Raw genomic sequence first — 22,938 nt, forward strand, 5'->3', positions numbered from 1 at the left:
TAAAAATGCCCGCAATCGCGGTTTTATTAGCAATTGCAGGCATTGAGAGGTGGTTGTTACCGAAGTGCGCAGGACCGGCGAAATGCTTGATCTATTCGCTCAGGTTAAGCTCGGCTGCTCTGATGCACGCCACGCGGTGACCGTTTTCGAGCGTTTCGAGTGGCGGGACCACTTCAGCGCAGGGCTCAATCGCATAGGGGCAGCGGGTGCGGAAAACGCAGCCGGAGGGTGGACTGACCGGGCTTGGGAGATCACCCTTGAGCGTGATGCGCTCGCGGCGGATCGTCGGGTCCGGCACGGGCGCGGCGTCGAGCAGAGCGCGGGTATAGGGGTGGCGCGGATTTGAATAGAGATCGGCGGCAGTGCCCATCTCCATGACCCTACCAAGATAGAGGACGATGACGCGGTCGCAGAGGAATTCGATGACCGAAAGATCGTGGCCAATGAAGAGGAGCGAGAGGCCCAGTTCACGGCGCAGATCCTGTAGCAGGTTGATGATCTGGGCCTGGATTGAGACGTCGAGGGCTGAGACCGGCTCGTCGGCGACAATGAATTCGGGATTGACCGCGAGCGCCCGGGCGATGCCGATGCGTTGGCGTTGCCCGCCGGAAAACTCATGTGGGAAACGCGCAGACGCGCTGCGTGGCAGGCCGACTTTTTCGAGCAGATCGCCAATGCGCTGGTCGCGATCTTTCCGCGTACCAATCTTATGGAGAAGCAGCGCCTCACCCAGCGTCTGACCGACGCTCATGCGCGGATTGAGGCTGGCATAGGGGTCCTGAAAGATGATCTGCATCTTGCTGCGGAGAGCCTTAAGGTCCGCCGGCGCGAGGGCGGTAACGTCTTTATCGCCCAGTTGCACCTTGCCCGACGTCGGCTCGACGAGACGGAGCACCGCACGGCCGAGCGTGGTCTTGCCCGAGCCCGATTCCCCAACGAGGCCGACGACTTCACCCTTGCCGACGGTGAAGGAGACGCCATCGACGGCGCGCAGCGTGACGCCTTCCTTGAAAAGCGTCTTGCCGATTGGGTAGTGGACTTTGAGGTCTTCGACGACGAGGAGCGGCTCAGCCATGGACTTCGTTCCAGCGGATGCAGCGGGCCCGATGTTCGGGAACGACCGGCAGGAGGGCGGGCACCGCGGCGCGGCATTCGGGGATGACCCAGGCACAGCGCGGATTGAAATCGCACCCTTGCGGCGGATTGCGCGGATCGACCACGCTGCCCGGAATGGCACGGAGCCGAAGCTCCTGACCGGAGGCGCGGGCGGCATGATCGACGACCGGCAGGCTGTCGAGCAGGCCACGCGTATAGGGATGGCTTGGATGGGCGAACAATTCGCGCACCGGGGCCGTCTCGACGATGCGGCCGCCATACATGACGGCGACGCGATCGGCGACTTCGGCGACGACGCCGAGATTGTGGGTAATGAACAGGATGCCCATACCGATCTCGCGCTGCAAGCGCCGCATGAGTTCAAGGATCTGCAATTGCACGGTCACGTCGAGGGCCGTGGTCGGCTCGTCGGCGATAAGCAGCGCGGGATTGCAGGCCAGCGCCATGGCGATCATGACGCGCTGGCGCATGCCGCCCGACATCTGATGGGGATAGACATCGGCGCGGCGGGCGGGATCGGGGATTTCGACCAGGGCCAGCATTTCGACGGCGCGAGCCCAGGCCTGCTTGCGCGTCAGGTTCTGGTGGAGCCGTGCAGCTTCGGCGATCTGGGCGCCGACCTTCTGGGTTGGATTGAGCGAGGTCATTGGCTCCTGAAAGATCATGCCGATCTCGTTGCCGCGAATGGCGCGCATGGCGTTTTCATGCTGCTTGACGAGATCGACGACCTGACTCGAGCGGGTGCGGAACAGCATTTCGCCGCCGGTGATGGCGCCAACACCCTTTTGAATGAGGCGCATGACCGAAAGGCTGGTGACGGATTTGCCCGAGCCGCTTTCACCGACGAGGGCAACGGTCTCGCCCTGCCCGATGGTGAGGTCGACGCCTTTGACAGCGCGGACGACGCCGGTTTCGGTCGAGAACTCGGTGACGAGGCCGCGGATATCGAGCAGTGGAGTGGTCTGATCCGTCATGGGTTGAGGTGCCCTGCCCTTTCCATTTCCTCTGCTATCCACGCGAGCGGCATGTGGCCGTAGCTCAGGAGGTGATCGTGGAAACCGAGCGTGTCGCCCTTCCAGCGCTGGCGCAAGCTTTTGATGCCTTCAACGCCGAGCCAATACATGAGGCGGGAGCCCGGCAGCATGGAATTGCGCACGACTTCACCCTCGACGCGCGCCGCGGCAAAACCGGCCTCGCGATAGAAGGCCATGGCTTCTTCGAGGGACCAGTCGCCCAAGTGCAGCTTGATGTCGACGAGGACGCTCGCGGCATTGCGGCGCTCGAACTGCTTGAGGAGCAGGATTTCCTCGGGCGTGTAGAAGCCCGGCGCTTCCATGAGGAGGTCTTCGACATAGCAGGCCCAGCCTTCGATGAGCGTGCCGGAACCGAGAAAGGCCAAGCCCAAAGCGCAATCGGTGCCGGCAATGCGGGCGAGGCGCGATTTGGCGGCGCGGGCGCGGGTATTCTGGGTGTGATGGCCGACGCTGCCGTGGTGGACCGAATGTATGGTTTTGACCATGGCGGTGTTGTTGCCACGGAGGAAGGCCTCTTCATCTTCGCCGGGCGGGGTGACCCAATAGACGCTGCCGGCGCCGGGATTTAGGCCGGGGGGCGAGCGATAAAACAGGAAATAGAGCGGCTGGCTGATCTTGCGGAAGCATGGCGCCATCCAGCGATAATCGAGATCGTATTCCTGCGCCGGGGTGACTAGCGCGGCGCCTTGGGCGACGGCTTGCACATCCCAATCGATGTAGCTGTCGAAGACGGCTTCGGGATCGGCGGGGTGAAGGTCGGCGAGACCGGCGACGATCTGTTCCGCGCTGCGGCTTGGGTCGATGGCGCGGGCCATTTCGGCCATCTCGTCGCCCATGCGCTTGTATGCGGCTTCGGCCATGTCGACGGCTTCGCGCGGGGACATGGGAAGGCCGTGGATCTCGACCATGAGCAGGCTGAGATAGTCTTCGCCACAGGCCGGATCAGCATCGGGCTGGGTATCGAGCGCGGCGGCGAAGGTTTCGAAGGCGTCGGCGGCCTGGCGGGCGGGTTCAGCCCAATCGTCGGCGAATTCTTCGTGGAGCTTTATGTCACTGCGGAGGAAACCGGCCATGGCCGTGGCTTCCTTTTGCGCGCGCTTGACCCAGCCCTGCGGAGCCGGGACGCCATCAAGGCGCTCGGCGGCTGAACGCAGAAAACCAGCGAGACCATTGAGCCGCGCGATCAGCGCCGCGTGCCGGATCGGTTGGGACTGTGGCAGCAAAAGCGAAATAATCGAAAACGCCGCCTCGCCCGAATACCAAGCCGGATTGTGGAGCCGTGGCCGCGTTTCAGCCGACAGACGCTGCATACGCAGTTCGGCCAACATCATGCGCCGATCAAGCCGATCGCCAAGATTTTCAGGCAGTTCGCTGGCTTCAAGGCGCGTGAGAAGATCGTCGATTTCGGCGATCTCTTCGCTCAGCGTCTCCGGTCCGGCCGGCGGCAGCACGGCATCATGGGCCTTATCGCCCATGAAGGTCGCGTCGACTGGACGGAAGCGCCAGTGATGGGCGAGGAAGTCGTCGACAACCGCCGGATTGTAAGAAACCTTCATGCGCTCTTGCCCGGCAGGTCGACCCAGCGGCGCTCGAAATGCGCCTTGATGATCGCGTCGACAATTTCTTGGCTCTTGGCGCCATCGAAGAAGGTGCATTCCTGCGGCCGGTCTTCGAGGATTTCGTCGACGAAGTGGCGGACGAGATTGCGATAATAGAGCTCAGGCCAGGGCGTATTGAGCGTTGTGCCCGGCGGGAGGGCCTCTGCGCCGACATCATATGGGATGAATTCGACGGCTTCGGCTTTGGCGATTTTGAGGGTTTCGGCCGTGCCAAATTCCGAGATCAGGCGGGCAACAGCGGCGCCCTTGGAGCCATAAACACGGATTTCGACGCCGGGATAATTGCCGACGGCGACATAGGAGGTCTGCAGCAGGCCCTGCGCGCCATTGGCATATTCGACCAGCGCCACGGCGCCGTCTTCGACCTTGATCTTTTGAAGGCCGACTTCGCCGCGAACGATGCGCTCGGGAATGAAATTCTTCATCGTCGAGGCGACCGAGCCGAACTCGCCGCCGAGCCAGCGCATCAGGTCGATGAGGTGCGAGCCATAGCCGACGATCGAGGCTGGGATCAGCGAATTGCGGTCGACGCCCGGCGTGATCTGGCGCAGCGGCTCTTGAGGATCGAGCCACTGGGAGTTCTGCTCGAAGCCGTGGATATGGAAGACTTCGCCGAGCGTGCCATCATCGATCCACTTCTTGATCTGACGGATGGCAGGCGAATAGCGGAAAGTGAAACCGAGCTTTGTGCGGACACCCTTGGCGTCGGCCTTGGCCGCTGCATCGAAGGCCGGGGCGGCTTCGGTGTGGAGCGGCTTTTCCGAGAGGACATGCTTGCCACCTGCGATGGCGAGGAGGCTCAGCGGCAAATGGGTATGGGTCGGGGTGCAAACATCGACCATCTGCACATCGGGATCGGCGATGAGCTTTTCAGGGTCGGTATAGACCTTTTTGGCCCCGTATTTTTCGCCCATGGCCTTGGCGCGATCGGGATCGACATCGCAGACGGCGATGAGGTCAACGCGTTCATGCGCCTTGTAGCCGGGAAGGTGTGCCTTGTCGGCCCAGGTATGCGCGCCAATGAGGCCAACGCCGAGTTTGCTGGTCATGGCAGGGTCTTTCCAATTTCGGCAGCATAGGCGGCCAGCTCATCAAAATTGTGGAAGCCGAGTTCGCGCTTGCCGTCTTCGATTTCATAAATCATCGAGGTCAGCTTTTCGTTGAGACGCGTATCGGCTCCCGCCTTCTTGCCGAATTCGATGAGCTTGCCGGCAAAGGCGCGGGTTTCGGAGGGGCGCTTGCGATAGACGATGTCCCACCAGATGCCCGAACCCTTTTTCTTGAAATTGTGGGTGGGCTTGTTGTCCTGGTCCTTCTTGAGGAGCCAGATGGCGTGGTCGATATTGGCGAGAAGCTTCTTGGTGTCCTCGGCGGTTTTCACGCGGTAATTGGCGGGATCGAAAAAGTCGAAAGCCTGGATCTCTATATTGTTGGCATCGGCGATCTCGAGGGCTTCCTTGACCACGGCACCAGCCGTGCGGGCATACTTTTCAACGCCCAATGTGTCGCGGATCTTGGCATCGGCGAGGGCCGAAAAGACCACCTGGGCGGAATAGACTTCCTTGGCCCAGATCTGGCCCCAAATGCGATCGGAATATTGCACTTCCGTGAGGGCCGAAAGCGCGTCGCCAAGCTCCTTGAGCCGCGGGGTCATCTCCCCGCTCATTTCGCCGAGCTGGATCGGGCCTTCATGGACAAATTCGATATAGCCGGGGTCGACCAGCGCGCCGCCGTAATTGGGAATGGAGCCCATGATGATCTTGTCGCCAGGCAGACCGGCTTCGTTCAGCGCTTCGATCATGCCCGGCTCGTTGAAGCCGTTTTGGTACGACACGACGAGACTGTCGGCGTTGAGCAGCGGAATGATCTGCTTGAGGGCTTCGATGGTGTGCTGGCTCTTGGTCGCGATCAGCACGACGCCGAGATCACCCTCGAGTTGGTCTGGCGTCTTCGCCTTGACCTTGATGTTCATGTCACCACGAACACCGTCGATGGTCATGCCCTTTTCGTTGAGCGCCGCGACATGTTCCGCCCAGCGGTCGACCAGCGTCACGTCGTGGCCGGCTTTGGTCATATAGGCACCGGCTAGACCGCCGATAGCGCCTGATCCGATAATGGTGATCTTCATGCCGAGGCCTTTTCGATGACGGTCTGGGGAAACATTTCTAGGCTCTGCGGGCTATTGGCATTGCTATAGAGCGCGTCGAGGAAGGTGGGCCACTGATCCTTGGTGACCCGTTCGCGCACCCGGCGAACGGCCTCATTGCCGGCCCAGTAGGATGAGATGAACGGCCCGCGGAACGGATGGGCGGCCATGCGCAGACGACCCTGCACCCAGGCCTCCTGCCCCATTGCCGTGTCGCGCAGATAATTGGCGACGTCTTCGCGCGGCACCCCTTCCACCATCAACATCCAGGCGGCGCTGGTTTGGGCCGCCGAGCGCACGCGGCGCAATTCAACGTGGATTTCATCGTCATCATCTTCGATGAAATCGATCAGGTGCGCGCCCTGATCGCCGATGCCTTCCTGCACGCAGCCAGTGATGGCATCGGTGGTGATCAGCAATGCGTCAGCTGGCGCACGGCCCTCATCGACAGCCTTTTTGGTTGAGAGCAACTGCGTCGAATGGCCGGGATAAACTTCGTGGCAGACCAGATGCTTAAGCGCAGCACGGGTGAAGCTCAGATCGTAGTTGAGGTCCATCTTGCCCTGATCAAACGAGCAGCGCGCCGTATAAAACATTCCGCGAACAGGGTTGAGCACCATGTCATAGTCGCCGGTGTCAAAGATCAGTTTGTCAGTGCGCGCCTTGGCATCGACCATGAGTTCGCGGAATACCGTTTCGATCTTTTCGGTCGGGATGGCACGGGCGTCTTCCCAGGCCGAAACACGTTCACCAAGCGAGCCGTTGACGAAGCCGGACTTCGTCAAGAGCGCATCGACCTTTGCACGCGCGTCTTCGATCAGCGCCGCGTCTTCACGGCCTGCTGGCGCCCCGACCAGATCGGTGACCTTTTCCTCGAATGACGGGCTTGCGCCGCTCAGCATTTTGACGGCGACGCGGAGGGACTTCAGCATGCCCTCAAGGAATACTTTGCGCGGTCCTGCAGGGAGTGCCGCCGTCGCAGTATCGAGCGAAACCAGATCGGCCTTGATGCTTTCGCGGTCGGAATAGCTGACCGCATCGACAATGCCCTTGCCAAGATAGATCGGCACGAGGCCTTCACCGCCAAGGAGGCTACCTTCTGCTGGCTGGCTGCGCTCGAAAGCGTCGATGCCCATGGTAACTGCGGTCAGTTTCTGGCCGATTTCAAACGAATTCATGCGGACCTCGGAAAGGGCGGGCGAAAATTAGGTCAGTGGTCGAAGAGGCCGTCGGGGTTCTTGAAGGACTTGAACTCCATGGCATTGCCGGCCGGGTCCTTGAGGAAGAACGTGCCCTGCTCGCCCGGCTCGCCCTCGAAGCGCACCTTGGGCTCCATGACAAAAGGCCAGTTGGCGGCACGGAGACGACCGATCAAATCATTCCATTGATCCCATGGCAGCACGGCACCGAAGTGATGTAGCGGCACCATGTCATTGCCCACCTTGGAGGTGGCAGTGGACTTTGGGTCCTTGTTGAGATGGGCCGAAATCTGGTGACCAAAGAAATCGAAGTCGATCCAGTTGTCGGACTCTCGCCCTACCTTGCAACCGATGACATCGCCATAAAAATGGCGGGCCGCCTCCTTGTCGTCGATTGCGAATGCCATGTGGAAGGGGATCATGCCGTGCGCCTCTTGGGGTGCCTTATGGAAAATGATTCCGCGACGTCGCGGGTGTGCTGGCCAAAAAGCTATCCTCTTGGCGAACGCTCGCAAGCCGCATAAAGATTGCGCTTCCATGACTTGAAAGAATGCTCGCCATGCGCGGACGTCTCCTGCCCTCGCTCAATGCCATCCGCACCTTCGAAGCGGTTGCGCGCTACAACAGTTTCACTCGCGCCGCCGAAGAGCTGAACGTTACGCAAAGCGCGGCCAGTCGATTGGTCCGAAGCCTTGAAGAATACTTGCAGGTGCCGCTCTTTACGCGGCAAAGCCGCCGGATCGAACTGACGGACCAGGGGCGGTTTTACAACGAACTCGTGCGCGACTCCCTCGATCTGATCGAAGCTGGCACTGTTGAGTTGATCTCATCGAAAGAGGGCAAAGGGACGCTTTCGATCGGCATGCTGCCGACTTTTGGCACGCGTTGGCTGGTGCCCCGCCTACCCTCGTTTCAGGAAGCGCACCCAGAAATTTCACTCAACATCATCTCGAGCGATGGCCAGCTCGACTTCACCAAGGAGCGCATCGACGTGGCCATCCGCTTCGGCCACGGCGAATGGAGCGATGCCATTGTCGACCCGCTGATGAGCGAGGAAATCATGGTTGTTTGCAGTCCGCGACTAATGGAAGGCAAGTATCCGATCACCAGCTATGACTCGCTCCGCCATCACCGGCTTATCCGTCACTCCACCCGCCCCAATAGCTGGGAGCATTGGTTCCGCTCGGTCGGCGCCCACCGCGAGGACCAGCAATGGGGCCCAACGCTTGAGCACTTTTTCATGGTCATCCAGGCGGCCATCGCCGGCCTCGGTGTCGCCCTCCTGCCGAGTTTCCTCGTGGAGGACGACATTCGTTCGGGCAATCTTGTGACACCGTTCACCGATCGCATTTCGGGACCCGGCGCCTATTATCTCGTCACCTCTGCAGCCAAAAGCGAACTGCCCCGCGTCAAGATATTTCGGCAATGGCTGCTGGCGCAATTGGCTTGAGTGGCGTCATTGACCGGACATGATGACGTTGGATGTCTGCCCATTGGACACGGTTACGCGCTCCATTAGCCAGCCGCCCTGCTGCGCATATTGCACCATCCAGGTAACGTTCGTCGTGAGATAGTACGACCCCGCGGCCAAATCGGTGAAGACGAAGCGACCTTCGCCATCAGCGATCAGCTTGCGCGTGTAATTGTAATATTCGGCGCTGTCGTTCTTAAACGTGCTGCCGAAATAGCTGATCTTGCTGCCCTTATAGATGCTTGCAAAGCGTTCGTCGCTATAGGGGGTCTTCGGCACCAGATAGACCTCGCTACCGGCTGCATAGACAACCATGCCGTCATTGCGGCGCAGAAAGGCCTGGCCGGTGATGGTCCCCGTCCCTTTCTGATTGATGAAAGCAGCGTCCGTAGCGTTGAAAGTCGATTTGAGCGTCGTCGGCGAGCAGGCGGCGAGGCACAGCGCGAGTGCCAATGCCGCATATTTTACGATGTTCATGGTAGCCCCCAAATATGCCGATAGCGAACGACTTGCGTCTGCGAGCGTCAATTGGGAGATTCGGAAGATTTCATCAGTTTTAAAAATGCCGCGCAACAAAAAGGGCCGCCACTTTTAAGGGCGACCCTCACTTTATTTACAGATCAAGCCAGCGTTGCGGGAAAAACATGCACTATCGCAGCAGGATCAGTGATCGCGGCGCCATTTTGATGGCCTCGCCGCCCTTGACGTGACGGTCGGTATTAGTGGGTTCTGCCGTATCGATTTCCGCAGTCCAATCGCCGCCGCTGCTGCGGGTTGGCACCACGAAATCCACATCGCCATCGTGCGGATTGAAGAGCACGACGAGTTCCCCCCAGATGCCTTCCTGGTTCTGCAGGTCATCCCGCGAGAGCCTGATACCAAGCGTTGTCGCGCCGCCATCGAGCCAATGCGCTGCCTGCTGCTCACCGCCGCCTGGATTATACCAGGTCACGCTCATCATATCGCGCCAATTGGAGCGATGAATCAGAGGTTGGGTCTTGCGGATTGTCGTCAGCTTCTGGACGAATTGATGAAGAGCCTTTGCATTGTCGTTGAGATCCCAATTGATCCAACTGATCTCGCTGTCCTGCGCATAGCCATTGTTGTTGCCGCCTTGGGTGCGGCTGAATTCATCGCCGGCCAGCAGCATGGGCGTGCCATGTGAAAGGAAGAGCGTCGCAAGGAAATTGCGCTTCTGGCGTTCGCGGGTTGCAACAATGCCTTCGTCATCGGTCTCGCCTTCCGCACCGTAGTTATAGCTGCGGTTGTCGTTGTGACCGTCGTTATTGCCCTCGCCGTTGGCCTCATTGTGCTTGGAATTGTAGGACACAACGTCGTGGAGCGTGAAACCGTCATGGGCTGTGATGAAGTTCACGCCAGCCCATGGACGACGCCCACGATGGTCGTAGACATCGCCTGAGCCCGTGAAGCGCGCAGCGAAATCGGTCGAGGTGTGGTCGGTGTTCTTCCAATAATCGCGGACGGTGTCGCGATATTTGTCGTTCCACTCGGCCCAGCCGGGTGGGAAGCCACCGACCTGATAGCCACCGGGGCCGATATCCCAAGGCTCGCCAATCAACTTGACCTTGGCGAGCGCGGGATCCTGTCCCACCGCATCAAAGAAGCCGCCGCGCTGATCGAAGCCTTCTGGCTCGCGACCGAGAATGGTACCGAGATCGAAGCGGAAGCCGTCGATGTGCATTTCTTCGGACCAATAGCGGAGACTATCGGTCACCATCTGCAATACGCGCGGATGGCTGGTATTGACGGTGTTCCCGGTGCCGGTGTCGTTGATGTAGTAGCGCGCGTCGCCCGGCATGGTGCGATAGTACGAGAAGTTGTCGATGCCCTTCCAGGAGAGCGTCGGCCCCATCTCATTGCCTTCGGCGGTGTGGTTGTAGACGACGTCCATGATCACTTCGAGGCCCGCGTCGTGGAAAGCGCGAATGGTGTTGCGCAGGCCATTGATCCCGTTGGGGCCATAATAGCGCGCGGCCGGAGCGAAGAACCCGAGCGTGTTATAGCCCCAATAGTTGCGCAGCCCCTTTTGCAGCAGGAAATCGTCATCGGGGAAAGCGTGGATCGGCAGAAGTTCTACCGAGGTCACGCCGGTAGACTTGATATAGTCGATGATCTCGCGCTGCCCGAGGCCTTCGAAATTGCCGCGGAGGTTTTCCGGAATTGCCTGATGGAGTTGGGTGAAACCTTTGACGTGGGTTTCATAGAATATAGTCTTGGCCCAATCGATATTGGGCTTGGTGTCATTGCCCCAATCGTAAGCGCGCGGATCGACGACCCTGCCCTTGGGCATGACCGAGGCGCTGTCCTGATCGTTGAATGAAAGGTCTTTTTCCTCCGCATCGGCAAGATAGCCGAAGTGGGCAGGCGACCATTGAACATCGCCGACCAGTTCCTTGGCGTAGGGGTCGAGCAACAGCTTGTTCGGATTAAACCGGTGGCCGTGCGAAGGCTCATATGGGCCATGGACACGATAGCCATAAAGGGTGCCGGGGCCAAGATCGGGAATGTAACCGTGCCAGACCTCGTTGGTGTTCTCAGGCAGCGTTATGCGCTCAATCTCCGCACCGCTCGCTTCATCGAACAGGCAGAGTTCGACGCGCGAGGCATGAGCCGAAAACAGGGCGAAATTGGTGCCCTCTCCATCCCAATTGGCGCCGAGGCGAGTGTAATCACCAGGCAAGGCACGGCGTGAGGACGAAGGCGTATCGTTCATTTGCTGCTCCGGGTTAGGCTGCCCTACAACACCCGCCAATCCCTCCCGGTTGCAGCGTAAATATGCATAACAGCACAGACGGAACTTAATGTGGGCGCATGGCGAGCGAAGAGCTCAGGTTTCCGGGCTGAAAGCTGTCTAGAGACTGGCAATCGGCAGGCTTACGGTTGTGTCAAAATCTACTTGGCGCGTTTTTTCAGCGGCTCAGGCTTGGCGCCGTCGGGCAGGATATCCTGCAGGTGATCGTAGACCACCTCGTCGCTAAATGGCTTCTTCACAAAGACCGCACCTTTTGGCAAGTCATCGCCCTGGGGCTCGATCATGCCTGAAGCGACGAGAATGCTGATATGCGGCCAGGTCCTCGCGCAGACCTGGGCCAGATGAAAGCCGTTCAGTTCGCCGGGAGGCATCTGCACGTCGGTGAACAAGAGCTGGATGCTCTCGCCTTCACTCTCAAGGATCGCAAGGGCCTGATCGACGCCTGATGCTTCATGCACACGAAAGCCGGCGTGTTGGAGGATATCCGAGGCATCCATACGGATCAGCGCATCGTCGTCGGCGACTAAGGCGTATGGCGTAAAGTCGTCGGACATCTCGTTCTCCCTGGCGTTGGCTCACCAGAACGTACGAGATCGCGGAACGATCCGCCAAAAACCAGACGCCCCAAGCATATGCAGGACGACAGAAAGTACGGAGGCATGGTTCTCCGCATATCGGCGAAGAACCATGCAGATTAGGCTTAGCTGTCCTTCTTGCCGCCCGGCAGGGCAAGCGGATCGGACGATGCGGGCGACATCAATTGCGCAAGAATGTCATCAGCAGATTGGCTGGAGCCGCCAATGCCGGCTTCGAGCAGCTGCCGGTCGAGGTCATTACCGTTTTCGAGCGCGGCAAGTTCAGCGCCAGCGGCGATCCGGCCAGCGGTCGCTTCCTGGCGCTTCTTGATGCGTTCGAGGCTATCGACGGCACTGCCAAGGCGGGTATTGATGCCGGACTGGCTATGGGCCAGTGCTGACTGCGCCTTGAGCAGAGCCTCGTTGGCCTTCACATTGTCGACTTCGCGCTTCATCTGGGTAATGCGCGCTTCGGTGTCCTGAATGGCGCGCAGCATTTGCTGCTGGCGCGGCAGGAGCTGGTCGAGCTCGGTCTGGTCGCGCTGCAATTCGGTGCGGATCGTCGCGATACGCTGGGCTAGACCCTGAGCCAAATCGGTGCGGCCGGCGGCGATAGCGGCGCGAGCGCTATCGGTATCTTTTGCTTCCTTAGTGCGGTTCTCATCGATCCGGCGCATCACGCTCTTGTTCGAGGCCATAATGCCGGCAAGATCGGATCGCGCCAGGCGCAGAGACTGCTCGGCATCGCGGATTTCCTGATCGAGAATGCGCATCGACTGGCTATCGGCGACCGCCTCGGCCGCTTCATTGGCGCCGCCGCGGATGGCGGTGAAAATCTTACCCCAGGCGCTCATGCTGCGAAGTCCCCATTCTTCCATTCGTTGATCATGTCGGCGGCGTCGACCGCATTGGCTGCCAGCACCGCCACTTCTTCGACCACGGCTTCCGCGCTCGAGCGGGCCGAAAGCGAGCCAAACAGTTCATACCATTCTTCGCCCTGGATTTGGGTAATGCCAAAGCTCGATAGCGGCACGAGCTTGTGGGTGCGCAGCACCATGCGCTCGAAGGCTTCGCGGTTGGGAATGTCCTTGCACCGCGCGAGCACGACGCTCGCCAGAATATCGCGATCCCCACTTACCGTCACGAAGACGTCCAGATCGCCCTTTTCCTTGAGCGTCACATAGAGCACGCTGCCCTCGGGCGGCACATGCACATCCACATCGCCAAGCGCCTCGGGATCGGACGCGAAAAGCTGCGTCAAGGTCGTGAGGTTCCAGGTGTCCAAAAGGTCCTCCATAGGATCTGTCGATATCGACCGGCATGTGCGGGCCATTGCGGGCATATGGTAGTATCGTCCGGCGGCTGCAATGACTTTCTGACTGTGGCGACTTGTCGCCACCAATTGCAACGCTTTGCCTTCCTAGCATCTTGTTGCATGGCTACCATATAATCATGCGACGTTGCGCCGGGGCCCGGCTGAAACGTAGAGCGTCGGGGAGGCAGAGATGGTCGGCTGGTTTGGTCGAAAGAGTGAAGCAAAGCCCCTTCCGGTGGAGCGTGGGCCGCTTGCCGTCGGCATCGGCGGCGCTCTGGATCTCGACCTGCTCTCGCTCGAAGCCAATGCCCTCGGCGGCGATCCCGCCATGCCCCTGCCCCTCAGCGGACCCTTTATCGTCGCCGCTTATGGAGAGGCTAAGCTCGACGCGAGCACCGTGCTGTCGCGCTATTATGATGAAGAGCATCGCCTGATCCAGGCAATGTCCGGCGGCGGAAAGCCGGGCAATGCGGTTGAGGACATCAGTTTCTATCATTCCTGGGACAGCGTGGTGCCATCCGGCGCAAGCGAATGGGCCCGCTGGACTGGACCCCAAGGGCTGATCGGCCTGCCGGAATATGACGCCGACGGTATTCTCTTCCGCCGCTTCTGGGGCGAAGGTCCCGACCGTGCTCCGCTCGTCGAATTTGTTGAACAGGTCGATGATGGCGAAACGGTTCGCTCGATCCACCAGACCTGCATGCTTTACTATCGCCCGCTCGGGCAATCGCGCGAAATGCTGCTGATCAATGTCGAGCGCGATCTCGGCGAACGCGAGCGCCAAACCGGCAGCTCCGTGGAATTTATGATCGGCTATGGGCTGACCCCCGCCGATGTCCGACGCGTCTGATCATTTGACCTTTTATCCAACGGAGTTTCGACATGCTTGACTATGTGGCGGGCCTGCCGGCCTTCCTCGGCTACTTCGCGATCGGCCTTGGCGCCTATGGCGTTTTCGCGCTCGTCTACACGGCGATTACGCCCCATCGCGAAGTCGAATTGATCCGCGCCGGCAACATGGCAGCCGTCACGGCGTTTCTCGGCGCCATCCTCGGCTTCAGCTTGCCGCTCGCCTCGGCGGCCGCCAATTCAGTCAGCATTATCGACTACATCATCTGGGCAGCGATCGGCATCCTCGCTCAAATCCTCGCCTATTACGTTGCCAACTTCACCCTCAAAAATCTGCACGAGAAGATCACCAATGGTGATGTGACGGCGGGTATCTGGGGCGGTGGCATCGCGCTTGCGGTCGGCATTCTCAACGCCGCCTGCATGACCTATTGATGGAGACCGCCATGCGCAGACGTCTCAGCGGGCGCAAGCCGCCGCTTCTTTCCTTGGGGACCATAGCCCTCTCGTCCATGGCCCTTTCCGCCTGTGCCGGTGATCCGCCGGGCGAAGTACTGTTCTCGTCGGTCGATCAGTGCATCACTGCAGGCATGGATGCCCAGGTGTGCCAGGCTGGATACCAGGACGCGATGCAATCACATCTGGCCAACGCCCCGCGCTTTGATGGCCTTGCCGCCTGTGAGGCCGAGTATGGCGCCGGGCAGTGCACCGAGGAGTCGACCAGCGCAACCAATACCGGCGGTGGCGGCAGCTTTTTCACGCCGTTCCTCGCGGGCTATCTCCTCTCCTCGACCATCAACAACCTGACCGACTATAACAATTATCGACGCACTCAGCTTAACAACGGCTATGCCTATGGCTCGACGCCCATCTACCGCAATCGCAGCGGCCAGACGCTGACACCGGGCTCGCGTCCCGGCGGCGATGTCGTCGCCCCGGGCCGCCAGACCATGCAGCCGGTCAACGTCAACACCCGCACCGTCGTTCGCCAGGGCTTTGGTGGTGGCGGCAATTACAGTTTGGGCGGCTGAACCATGAAACGCCTTACCTATCCTGAGCGTCCCGGCTGGCGCGAAAAAGCGCGTGCTGCCGGCTTCGGTTTCCATGAAATGTATGGCGAGCCCTATTGGCTCGACGATGCCGCCTATGCCTTCACGCTGGAGGAAATCGAAGAGCGCATCGAAGCCCCGAGCGAGGAACTGCACGAAATGTGCATGGACCTCGTCGGCGATATCGTGGCGAGCGAAGAGAGCCTTGATCGCCTCGCCGTGCCGGAGGACCTGCGCGATCTCGTCCGCTCATCATGGCAGCGCGGCGATCGGCATCTCTATGGACGGTTCGACCTTGCCTATGACGGTATCGGCCCGGCCAAACTCCTCGAATTTAATGCCGATACGCCCACTTCGATCTTCGAGACGGCCTACTTCCAATACAACTGGCTGACCGACCAGATCGAGGCCGGCGTGTTGCCCGAAGCTGCTGACCAGTTCAATTCGGTGCAGGAAAGCCTGATCGACGCCTTTTCCAGCTTTTCGACCGATCCGATCTTTCATTTTGCAGCGATGACCGACAATGAGGAGGATCGCGGCACGACTGTCTATCTGATGGATTGCGCCAGTCAGGCCGGGCACCGCGTCGAATTGCTCGACATCAAGGATATCGGCGTCGATGCGCAAGGTCGGTTCACTGACCTTCAGGACCGGGTTATCGACCGTTGCTTCAAGCTCTATCCTTGGGAATTCATGTTGCGCGAAAAATTCGCCGAGCATCTCCCGCAGTCTGGTCACGTCTTCGTCGAGCCCGCTTGGAAAGCCGTGCTCTCCAATAAGGGCCTCCTCCCGCTTTTGTGGAAGCGCTATCCCAACCATCCCAACCTGCTCCCCGCCTTCTTTGAGGACGATCACGACGCCCAAAGCCTCACGAGTTTCGTGCGCAAGCCGCTCCTGTCGCGCGAGGGTGAAAACGTCACCATCACAACGGATGGCAAAGAGCTGGCATCGGCTCCGGGCGATTATGGCGACGAGGGTTTCATCATCCAGCAATACGCGCCTCTCTTCGAGAGCGAAGGCGGATTTGCCGTGTTGGGGAGCTGGATGATCGGTGACCGCGCAGCGGGGCTTGGGATGCGCGAAGACCGGTCTCGGATCACGGCAAATCTCTCGCGCTTCGTGCCGCACGTCATCCTCGACTGAAGTCGGCCTTGTCGCCGCCCTCTTTCAACGCCATTTGAGGCAGTCTTCCCGTTCAAGGTGCCTTCAATGAGCGTATCTCCGCCCGCCCGCCGCCGCGCTCTGATGCTGGTCAACCCCAATGCACGGCGCGGTGCGGAAACTCTCGATCCAATAATAGAGCGTTTCGCCAATGGCGGGGTCGATGCTGTCGTCGAACGGTTCGAAACGCCTGATGAGGTGTCCGCCGATATCGCAAGGCGCCGGCACGAGGCTGACCTGGTCATCGTCTGCGGCGGCGACGGCACCATCAACTCAGCCGCCAAGGGCATTCTGGAAACTGGTCTGCCCATGGGCATCATGCCGATGGGCACGGCAAATGATTTGGCCCGTACCCTCGGCATTCCGAACAATCTTCTGCAGGCCACGGACGTCATCATCAATGGCTCAATCCGGCGCGTCGACTTGGGCGAAGTGAACGGCCACCCATTCTTCAATGTCGCAAGTATGGGGCTCAGCGTCGATCTCGCGCGTGGCCTGACGCCCGAGGCGAAACGGCGATGGGGCAAACTTGGCTATGCGCTGGCAGCGATCAAGGTCGCGACCCGCGCTGAACGCTTCCGCGCCGAAATCATCAGCGATACCGGCAAGGCAAAAGTCAAAACGCTACAGATCGCGGTGGGGAATGGCGTGCACTATGGCGGGGGCACGATGATCCATGCCGATGCGACCATCGAAGATGGTCATCTCGATCTCTACAGTCTTGAGCTCAAGAATGTCTGGAAGTTCGGATTGATGCTGGGCGCCTTCCGCCAGGGTCGCCATGGCGCCTGGGATGAAGTGCGCACGGCCAAGAGCACCGAGTTTGATATCCGCACGGAAGTGCCGATGGCCGTCAACACCGATGGCGATCTCGTCACCGAGACCCCGGCCCATTTCGTGATCCGGCCACGGGCCATTGCGGTTTTTGCGCCGCAGTGAGCGCTAGCCCACGAGCATCGGTTGGGGCAAGTCCAGGCTGACCTGCTCGGCGAGCATCAGATCGACAAGGCCGGCCGCGCTGCGCTCAAGCCTTTCGAGGTCGGCATCGCTCAAGGTCACGCTTTGATAATCCAGCAGGGCCAACACGCCGACACGGTCGCCGTTTGGCATTTTTAGCGGAGTGCCGGCATAGAGAAGTATGCCGTTCGATTGCAGAAATGCGTCGTGAGCCAGAAGCGCGGCATTCATCTCTTGCGTAACAAACAGAGGCTTATTGCCGTGCGCGGCAAGTCGCGTGAGTTCGTCCGAAGGGGCCTCGTTGCCGACATTGACCTGTCCCAACAGGTCGACACGCGCGACGGCCACGCCGAAGTCCGCAGCAATTTTCTGCAGTCGCGCTTGAACCAGCGTCTTGGTGGGATCAAGGCGCGGCGAAAGTGGCACGCGCTCGACGGGACCCAGGTCGCTCTCCCATTGCCTGTGCAGAAATTTCGTGGCGTCGACGTGATTGCGGTAGATCGCATCCAGATGCAGCCGCTCCACAGTCTCGCCGTCAGTCGGCTCGCCAAAAGCACAGGCGACAAGCTTGATATCCCCGCTCCTCCTCCGCAGCCGGCGCGACACGTAGCGCGCCTGCGATCGGATATCGGCGCCGAGGAAGACCATGGCGACGACACCGACATCGTCGAGATCAAGCCGTTCTATGGCCTGTGGCTTGATCGCGAGCGGGGGTAGCACCCGGGTCGGGATGCCTCTTTCGGAAAGCTGGATGGCGAGCAGTCTGGCAGCGGCCTCGTCGACCTCGGTGCGACCGCCGATCAGCAAGATGATTGGACCGTCCTCGACGTCAGAGGTCTCGAACTCTTCGAGCATCATGTTGAAAGATTCGACCATCTGGCGCCTTTGCTCGAAAGCTGCCGGGCGGTCGGTCAATTCCTCGCTCGCCATGATCAGCGCCGGCAAAGCGACCTCATCTATGAAGTCGGCTTGGCTATGTTCGGTCGTATATTCTTCGAGAATCTCGGTCGCCGCGATCGGGTCGCCTTTGAGGAGGCGCTGATAGAGTTGTTCCGGTGGGGTCAGCACGGGCTCGCTGCCCAGCAGGGTATCGAGGAACCGCAACTCGGGAATATGACGGCCAATGACGACGAGGCAGACGGTCATCGGGGTCGCGAGAATAAGCCCGATCGGCCCCCAAAGCGTGGCCCAGAACATGGCCGAGATCAGGATGGCTATGGGCGAAACGCCGGTGCTCGAACCATAAAGCCGGGGCTCAACGACATTGGCCGTCGTGAGGTCGAGAACGAGGAAAAGACCGAGGGTCAGCAGCAACATATTCCAGGTCGGGTCGACCGCGAAGGCGAGGGCGAATGGAACGGTTGCGATGATCAGGGCGCCGACAAAGGGAATGTAGCGGAAGACAACGATGAGGACGCCCCATAAGAGGGCGCTCGGCACGCCGATCAGCCAAAGACCGAGCCCGAAAAGCACGCCGTACGTTGAGTTTACGGCCAATTGGACCAGCAGGTATCGGCCCACTCGGCGGCTGGCATCGGCCATGGCGAGATTGGTTTTGGCATAGTCGCCGGAGCCGACGAGGCGGATGAATCTTTCGAGCATGTCGGCGCGGCCGAGAAGCAGAAAGATGAGGAAAATCACGACGATGGCGAGGGTTGCCACAGGTCCGACGATGGAGCCCAGCACGGAAGAAAGCAGTCCGAGCGGTCCGACATTGTTGGTGATCGCAACCGGAACCGGGCGGCCCTCGGCGGGCGCCTCGACTTGGGTGACGTCGGAAACCTGAGCGGAAAGACTACTTATCGTGCCGTTGATCCGCTCCATCAACTCGCCACCGAACTGCTCCTGAAGCCCGGTCAGCTTGGTGGAAACGGTCTGCTGATAGCCCGGCAAATCCTCGGCTAGTCGGGCAAGTTGTAAACCTGCCAAAGTGGCGAGACTGAGCAAAAGGCAGAGGGCACCAACGACAGCGAGGATGACAGCGACCGCATCGGGGAGGTGGAGGCGGCGGTTGAGCCAGGTGACGAGGGGGGTCAGCGCAAAGGCGAGGAGGATGGCGAGAACCAGCGGCACGATAATGCCGGCGCCGAAGTAGAGAAGCGCGGCAACCAGAGCAAAAGTTGCAATGGATTCAAAGGGCGTATGGCGGCGCACGATGGACGGTTCGATACGACGTTCAACCATCACAACCCTCTTGGCCACGCTATGTGGGGACAGTTGCTAAAGCGCCGCGGCGCCCTTTTGGTTCAGGCTCGAAATTAATTCTATTTTGGAGCGCCGCTGACTGTCACCAATTATTGGGTGAACTGGTCATGATTTGGGTAGCATTCCGTTATCATCGACGAGGATTTAGCGGATTATTGCGGTGCCGGCGGTTTCCGGCCGGCACCTTGCGTAAACTATGCGCGGATGCGCTTGCCGTCCTGGCCGAAGACGAGAAGGTTCTTCGGGTCAAAATGGGCATTGTAGGTTTCGCCCGTCTTGAGGTGACGATCATTGCCGGTCGCGATAGTGAGGAGCGTGTTGCCCTCGCCGCGTGCATAGGCATAGGTCTCGCCGCCGAGGTGCTCGATGATCTCGACGCGGGTTTGAAGCGCGGCGCTGCCTTCGGGATCGAAGTGCTCGGGGCGGATGCCGACGGTGACGGAGGCACCCGGAGAAACCGGGACGGGCGACGGCAGAATCTGACCGGGGAAATCCGTGAGGCGGATGCCGCCCGCTTCGGCGATGCCGGGAAGGAGGTTCATCTTGGGCGAGCCGATGAAGCCGGCGACAAAGAGGTTGTCCGGATTGTCATAGAGATCGAGCGGCGAGCCGGCCTGTTCGATGATGCCATCGCGCAGCACGACGATCTTGTTGGCGAGGGTCATGGCCTCGACCTGATCGTGGGTCACGTAGATGATGGTGGTCTGCAGTTCCTTGTGGAGCCGCGCGATCTCGATGCGCATGTGAACGCGGAGTTCGGCATCGAGGTTGGAGAGCGGTTCGTCGAAGAGGAACACATCGGGGTGACGGACGATGGCGCGACCGATGGCGACGCGCTGGCGCTGGCCGCCCGAGAGCTGCTTGGGGAAGCGGTCGAGCAAGGCGCCGAGTTCGAGGATACGCGCGGCTTCCCCGACCTGCTTGGCAATCTCTTCCTTGGAGCGGCCAGCGAATTTGAGGGCAAAGCCCATGTTTTCGCGAACCGTCATATGCGGATAGAGCGCATAGGACTGGAACACCATGGCGATGCCGCGATTGGACGGATCGACATCGTTCATGCGCTTGTCGCCGATGAAGAGATCACCCGAGGTGATCTGTTCAAGGCCGGCGATCATGCGCAGGAGCGTCGACTTACCGCAGCCCGAGGGGCCGACAAAGACGACGAATTCCTTGTCTTCGATGTCGAGATCGACACCCTTGATGACCTCGACCGAGCCGAAGGTCTTGCGGACATTGCTAAGTTTCAACCCGGACATGGTAGCACTCCTCAGACAGCGGTGAGCGTTGCGATGGTGCGGCCAAGCCGCTCATTGGTGACAGTGACGGTGATCGGACCCTTGCCGGTCGAGCGGAGCCAGAAGCCGGCCGAACCCGCGCGAAGCGGGACGAGGCCCGGTCCGATGCGTTCGGCAGCGCCCGACACTTCGATCGAGACAGGCTCGGGGAAGAAGGGGAGCTTCTTGCCCGACTGATCGAGCGCACGGACGAGAACGCGAACGGTGTCGCCTTCGGCGCCGATTTCGGTCGCATCGGGCGCAACTTCAATCTCATGGGCGATCGGGTCGGAGATGAACTTGACCGTCTTGACGGCCTTGCCGTCGATATAGCCGGTGATGGTTGCGTCTTCCCAGGACATGCCCCAGAGACCGAGCTCTTCTTCGCTGAGGTCTTCGCGTTTGATGACGACAGGCGCATGGGGAAGATGCGGGAACGCCGCGCGATCAGGGCCAAGGCGCTTGGGCGCGTTATTGCCGTAAGCGAGTTCGACTTCGTCGCAATTGGTCAGGATCATCAGCGGCAGGACGCCACCGATATTGCGCTCGCCACGGGCCCAGAAGGTCACGGGCTTCAAGATGACCTCATCTTCCGGCTCGCATTGGCTGGCATAGGCGAAGGCGGCGAACTTGGGCTCGCGGAACATGTCCATGACGCCATGGTGGCAGAGGCGGTCGCCGGAGCCAAAGTCTTTGTGCGTATTGTAGTCGAACGCGCACCAGCCGATGCAGCCCGCGATCTGCGGATCGCCATAGGCGGCATTCATGACTTCGAGGTGCCGGCGCACATGCTCGGCCTGGCGCTGCTCCTGATCGTAGGACTTGGTCGGATACATGTGACCACCATATTCGGTGATCATGTAAGGCACGACGCGATCAAGGCCGGTGACTTCCTGCTGCGGACGCAGCGGGGTGCGCGGACGGTTACCACCCCATTCCTCGTTGCCGAGGATGAAGTCGTTCATGGTGTAAACGTCTTCGAGCAGCTCGCTATCGGTGATGTAGCGGACGCCGCCGGTCTGGCGGGTCGGATCGAGTTCGCGCGCCAGTTTGTTGGTGCGAACGTAGAAATCGTGATCGTCCTGCGATTCATTGATGCGAACGCCCCAGATGACAATCGATGGGTGGTTCCAATCGCGCGTGATCATGCGGCGGACGTTTTCGACCGACTCGTCCTTCCACGCGGCGGGGCCGATATGCTGCCAGCCGGGGATTTCTTCAAAGACGAGGAGACCGAGTTCGTCACAAGCGTCGAGGAAGTAGTGGCTCTGCGGATAGTGCGAAGTGCGAACCATGTTGAGCTTGAGCTCGTGCTTGAGGATTTCGGCATCCTTGACCTGTGCCGACTTGCCCATGGCGTAGCCGATATAGGGGAAGGACTGGTGGCGGTTGAGGCCACGCAGTTTGAGCAGCTTGCCGTTGAGCTTGAAGCCGTCGGTGGTGAATTCGGCGCTACGGAAACCGAAGCGGATATTTGCCACATCCTGGCCAGCCGCGGTGTCGAGGGTGATTTCGAGGCTATAAAGGGTGGGGGTCTTGAGATCCCACAGCGTAATGCCCGAGAGGTCGTTGAAGGCAACTTCGACCGTGTCGCCGGTGATGGCGGCATCGGTCGTGGCAATGGTATTGCCCGAGGCGTCCTTGATCGCTGCGACAAGCGTGCCCGAAAGCGCATGATGCTGGGGATTGGCCAGCTCGACGCGGGCGCGAACCGACTTCTTCTCGGCGAGCACGTTTGGCGTTTCGATCTTGGCATTGCCGACGAAAACCGGCGCCGTGACGCGCAGCCAGGCTTCGCGGTAGAGGCCGGCATAGGTCAGGTAATCGATCTGGCCGCCGAATGGTGGGATCTCGGGGTTCTCGCTGCCGTCGATGATGACGGTGAGGACGTTTTCGCCATCGTTGAGCTTGCCGGTCAGGCGGCCTTCGAAGGGAGTATAGCCATCCTTGTGCGCTGCGATCTCGGCGCCATTGAGAAGGACGCGGGCATTGGCCATGGCGCCGTCGAAGACGACGGACACGTCCTTGCCCTGCCAGGCCGCATCGGCCGTAAAGCGCTTTTCGTAAGTGAAGACGCGCTGATAGGCCTTCTCGTCGAAATAGGAATAGGGAAGCTCGACCGCGTTGTGTGGCAGGCGAACGGTTTGACTGCCTTCAAAGAGCCAGCCGGTATTAAAATCGATCAAAGGACGCAT

The 22,938-nt window shown here is 60.2% G+C and carries 21 protein-coding genes; 6 read left to right on the forward strand and 15 right to left on the reverse strand.

Annotated features, from left to right (window positions below; genetic code table 11):
• Window positions 1-91: 91 nt before the first annotated feature.
• Genes DevBK_RS08850 through DevBK_RS08880 form a run of 7 tightly spaced genes read right to left on the reverse strand, consistent with a single transcriptional unit; the run spans window position 92 to window position 7,536 of the window.
• Entirely contained in the window at window positions 92-1,075 is a 984-nt protein-coding gene (locus DevBK_RS08850) for an oligopeptide/dipeptide ABC transporter ATP-binding protein (RefSeq protein ID WP_317185162.1), read from the reverse strand.
• Complete coding sequence (locus DevBK_RS08855) at window positions 1,068-2,090, reverse strand: ABC transporter ATP-binding protein (protein WP_317185163.1); 1,023 nt, start codon at window positions 2,088-2,090, stop codon at window positions 1,068-1,070. Before DevBK_RS08855 ends, DevBK_RS08850 begins: the two co-directional genes overlap by 8 nt.
• The gene (locus tag DevBK_RS08860) at window positions 2,087-3,706 is read right to left on the reverse strand and encodes a DUF885 family protein (RefSeq protein WP_317185164.1); all 1,620 of its coding nucleotides are present in this window, start codon (window positions 3,704-3,706) and stop codon (window positions 2,087-2,089) included. The genes DevBK_RS08855 and DevBK_RS08860 overlap by 4 nt, the downstream gene beginning before the upstream one ends.
• A complete protein-coding gene (locus DevBK_RS08865) occupies window positions 3,703-4,818 on the reverse strand; it encodes a Gfo/Idh/MocA family oxidoreductase (RefSeq protein WP_317185165.1) in 1,116 nt (371 codons plus the stop codon). Before DevBK_RS08865 ends, DevBK_RS08860 begins: the two co-directional genes overlap by 4 nt.
• A complete protein-coding gene (locus DevBK_RS08870; protein WP_317185166.1) occupies window positions 4,815-5,897 on the reverse strand; it encodes a ketopantoate reductase family protein in 1,083 nt (360 codons plus the stop codon). The genes DevBK_RS08865 and DevBK_RS08870 overlap by 4 nt, the downstream gene beginning before the upstream one ends.
• Window positions 5,894-7,093: a hypothetical protein gene (locus DevBK_RS08875; RefSeq protein WP_317185167.1), complete on the reverse strand. Its 1,200-nt coding sequence runs from the start codon at window positions 7,091-7,093 to the stop codon at window positions 5,894-5,896. The genes DevBK_RS08870 and DevBK_RS08875 overlap by 4 nt, the downstream gene beginning before the upstream one ends.
• Window positions 7,094-7,125: 32 nt before the next feature.
• On the reverse strand, window positions 7,126-7,536 hold the full coding sequence (locus DevBK_RS08880; protein WP_317185168.1) for a VOC family protein: 411 nt from the start codon (window positions 7,534-7,536) through the stop codon (window positions 7,126-7,128).
• Between the two features lie 137 nt (window positions 7,537-7,673).
• Here DevBK_RS08880 and gcvA point away from each other — a divergent pair, with 137 nt between their 5' ends.
• On the forward strand, window positions 7,674-8,564 hold the full coding sequence (gcvA, locus tag DevBK_RS08885) for a transcriptional regulator GcvA (protein WP_061907296.1): 891 nt from the start codon (window positions 7,674-7,676) through the stop codon (window positions 8,562-8,564).
• 6 nt (window positions 8,565-8,570) lie between these two features.
• On the opposite strand, the gene DevBK_RS08890 is transcribed toward gcvA, so the two are convergent.
• From DevBK_RS08890 to DevBK_RS08910, 5 genes are all read right to left on the reverse strand, one after another.
• Window positions 8,571-9,062, reverse strand: a complete 492-nt coding sequence (locus DevBK_RS08890) for a hypothetical protein (RefSeq protein ID WP_317185169.1) — start codon at window positions 9,060-9,062, stop codon at window positions 8,571-8,573.
• Between the two features lie 172 nt (window positions 9,063-9,234).
• Window positions 9,235-11,319 carry a glycogen debranching protein GlgX gene (glgX, locus tag DevBK_RS08895; protein ID WP_317185170.1) on the reverse strand — a complete coding sequence of 695 codons (2,085 nt, stop codon included), beginning with the start codon at window positions 11,317-11,319 and terminating at the stop codon, window positions 9,235-9,237.
• Between the two features lie 179 nt (window positions 11,320-11,498).
• Entirely contained in the window at window positions 11,499-11,912 is a 414-nt protein-coding gene (locus DevBK_RS08900) for a response regulator (RefSeq protein ID WP_061907228.1), read from the reverse strand.
• Window positions 11,913-12,058: 146 nt separating this feature from the next.
• On the reverse strand, window positions 12,059-12,787 hold the full coding sequence (locus DevBK_RS08905; RefSeq protein ID WP_317185171.1) for a PspA/IM30 family protein: 729 nt from the start codon (window positions 12,785-12,787) through the stop codon (window positions 12,059-12,061).
• The gene (locus DevBK_RS08910) at window positions 12,784-13,230 is read right to left on the reverse strand and encodes a DUF2170 family protein (RefSeq protein ID WP_317185172.1); all 447 of its coding nucleotides are present in this window, start codon (window positions 13,228-13,230) and stop codon (window positions 12,784-12,786) included. Before DevBK_RS08910 ends, DevBK_RS08905 begins: the two co-directional genes overlap by 4 nt.
• A gap of 208 nt (window positions 13,231-13,438) precedes the next feature.
• On the opposite strand from DevBK_RS08910, the gene DevBK_RS08915 reads away from it, so the two are divergent.
• The 5 genes from DevBK_RS08915 (at window position 13,439) to DevBK_RS08935 (ending at window position 17,246) form a co-directional block, all read left to right on the forward strand.
• Entirely contained in the window at window positions 13,439-14,098 is a 660-nt protein-coding gene (locus DevBK_RS08915) for a DUF2491 family protein (protein WP_062630900.1), read from the forward strand.
• Between the two features lie 32 nt (window positions 14,099-14,130).
• On the forward strand, window positions 14,131-14,532 hold the full coding sequence (locus tag DevBK_RS08920) for a DUF350 domain-containing protein (protein WP_061907232.1): 402 nt from the start codon (window positions 14,131-14,133) through the stop codon (window positions 14,530-14,532).
• 11 nt (window positions 14,533-14,543) lie between these two features.
• Complete coding sequence (locus tag DevBK_RS08925) at window positions 14,544-15,128, forward strand: DUF1190 domain-containing protein (RefSeq protein ID WP_062631347.1); 585 nt, start codon at window positions 14,544-14,546, stop codon at window positions 15,126-15,128.
• 3 nt (window positions 15,129-15,131) lie between these two features.
• On the forward strand, window positions 15,132-16,289 hold the full coding sequence (locus tag DevBK_RS08930; protein WP_062630899.1) for a glutathionylspermidine synthase family protein: 1,158 nt from the start codon (window positions 15,132-15,134) through the stop codon (window positions 16,287-16,289).
• Between the two features lie 66 nt (window positions 16,290-16,355).
• Window positions 16,356-17,246 (forward strand): lipid kinase, encoded by an 891-nt coding sequence (locus tag DevBK_RS08935; RefSeq protein ID WP_317185173.1) that lies wholly within the window; start codon window positions 16,356-16,358, stop codon window positions 17,244-17,246.
• A gap of 3 nt (window positions 17,247-17,249) precedes the next feature.
• Here DevBK_RS08935 and DevBK_RS08940 read toward each other — a convergent pair whose 3' ends face one another.
• The 3 genes from DevBK_RS08940 to DevBK_RS08950 form a co-directional block, all read right to left on the reverse strand.
• Window positions 17,250-19,448 carry an AI-2E family transporter gene (locus DevBK_RS08940; protein ID WP_317185174.1) on the reverse strand — a complete coding sequence of 733 codons (2,199 nt, stop codon included), beginning with the start codon at window positions 19,446-19,448 and terminating at the stop codon, window positions 17,250-17,252.
• A gap of 215 nt (window positions 19,449-19,663) precedes the next feature.
• Window positions 19,664-20,725 carry an ABC transporter ATP-binding protein gene (locus DevBK_RS08945; protein ID WP_061907236.1) on the reverse strand — a complete coding sequence of 354 codons (1,062 nt, stop codon included), beginning with the start codon at window positions 20,723-20,725 and terminating at the stop codon, window positions 19,664-19,666.
• 11 nt (window positions 20,726-20,736) lie between these two features.
• Entirely contained in the window at window positions 20,737-22,938 is a 2,202-nt protein-coding gene (locus tag DevBK_RS08950) for a glycoside hydrolase family 2 protein (protein ID WP_317185175.1), read from the reverse strand.

Origin of the sequence: Devosia sp. BK, from assembly GCF_032907385.1 — a bacterium.
Classification (GTDB): domain Bacteria; phylum Pseudomonadota; class Alphaproteobacteria; order Rhizobiales; family Devosiaceae; genus Devosia.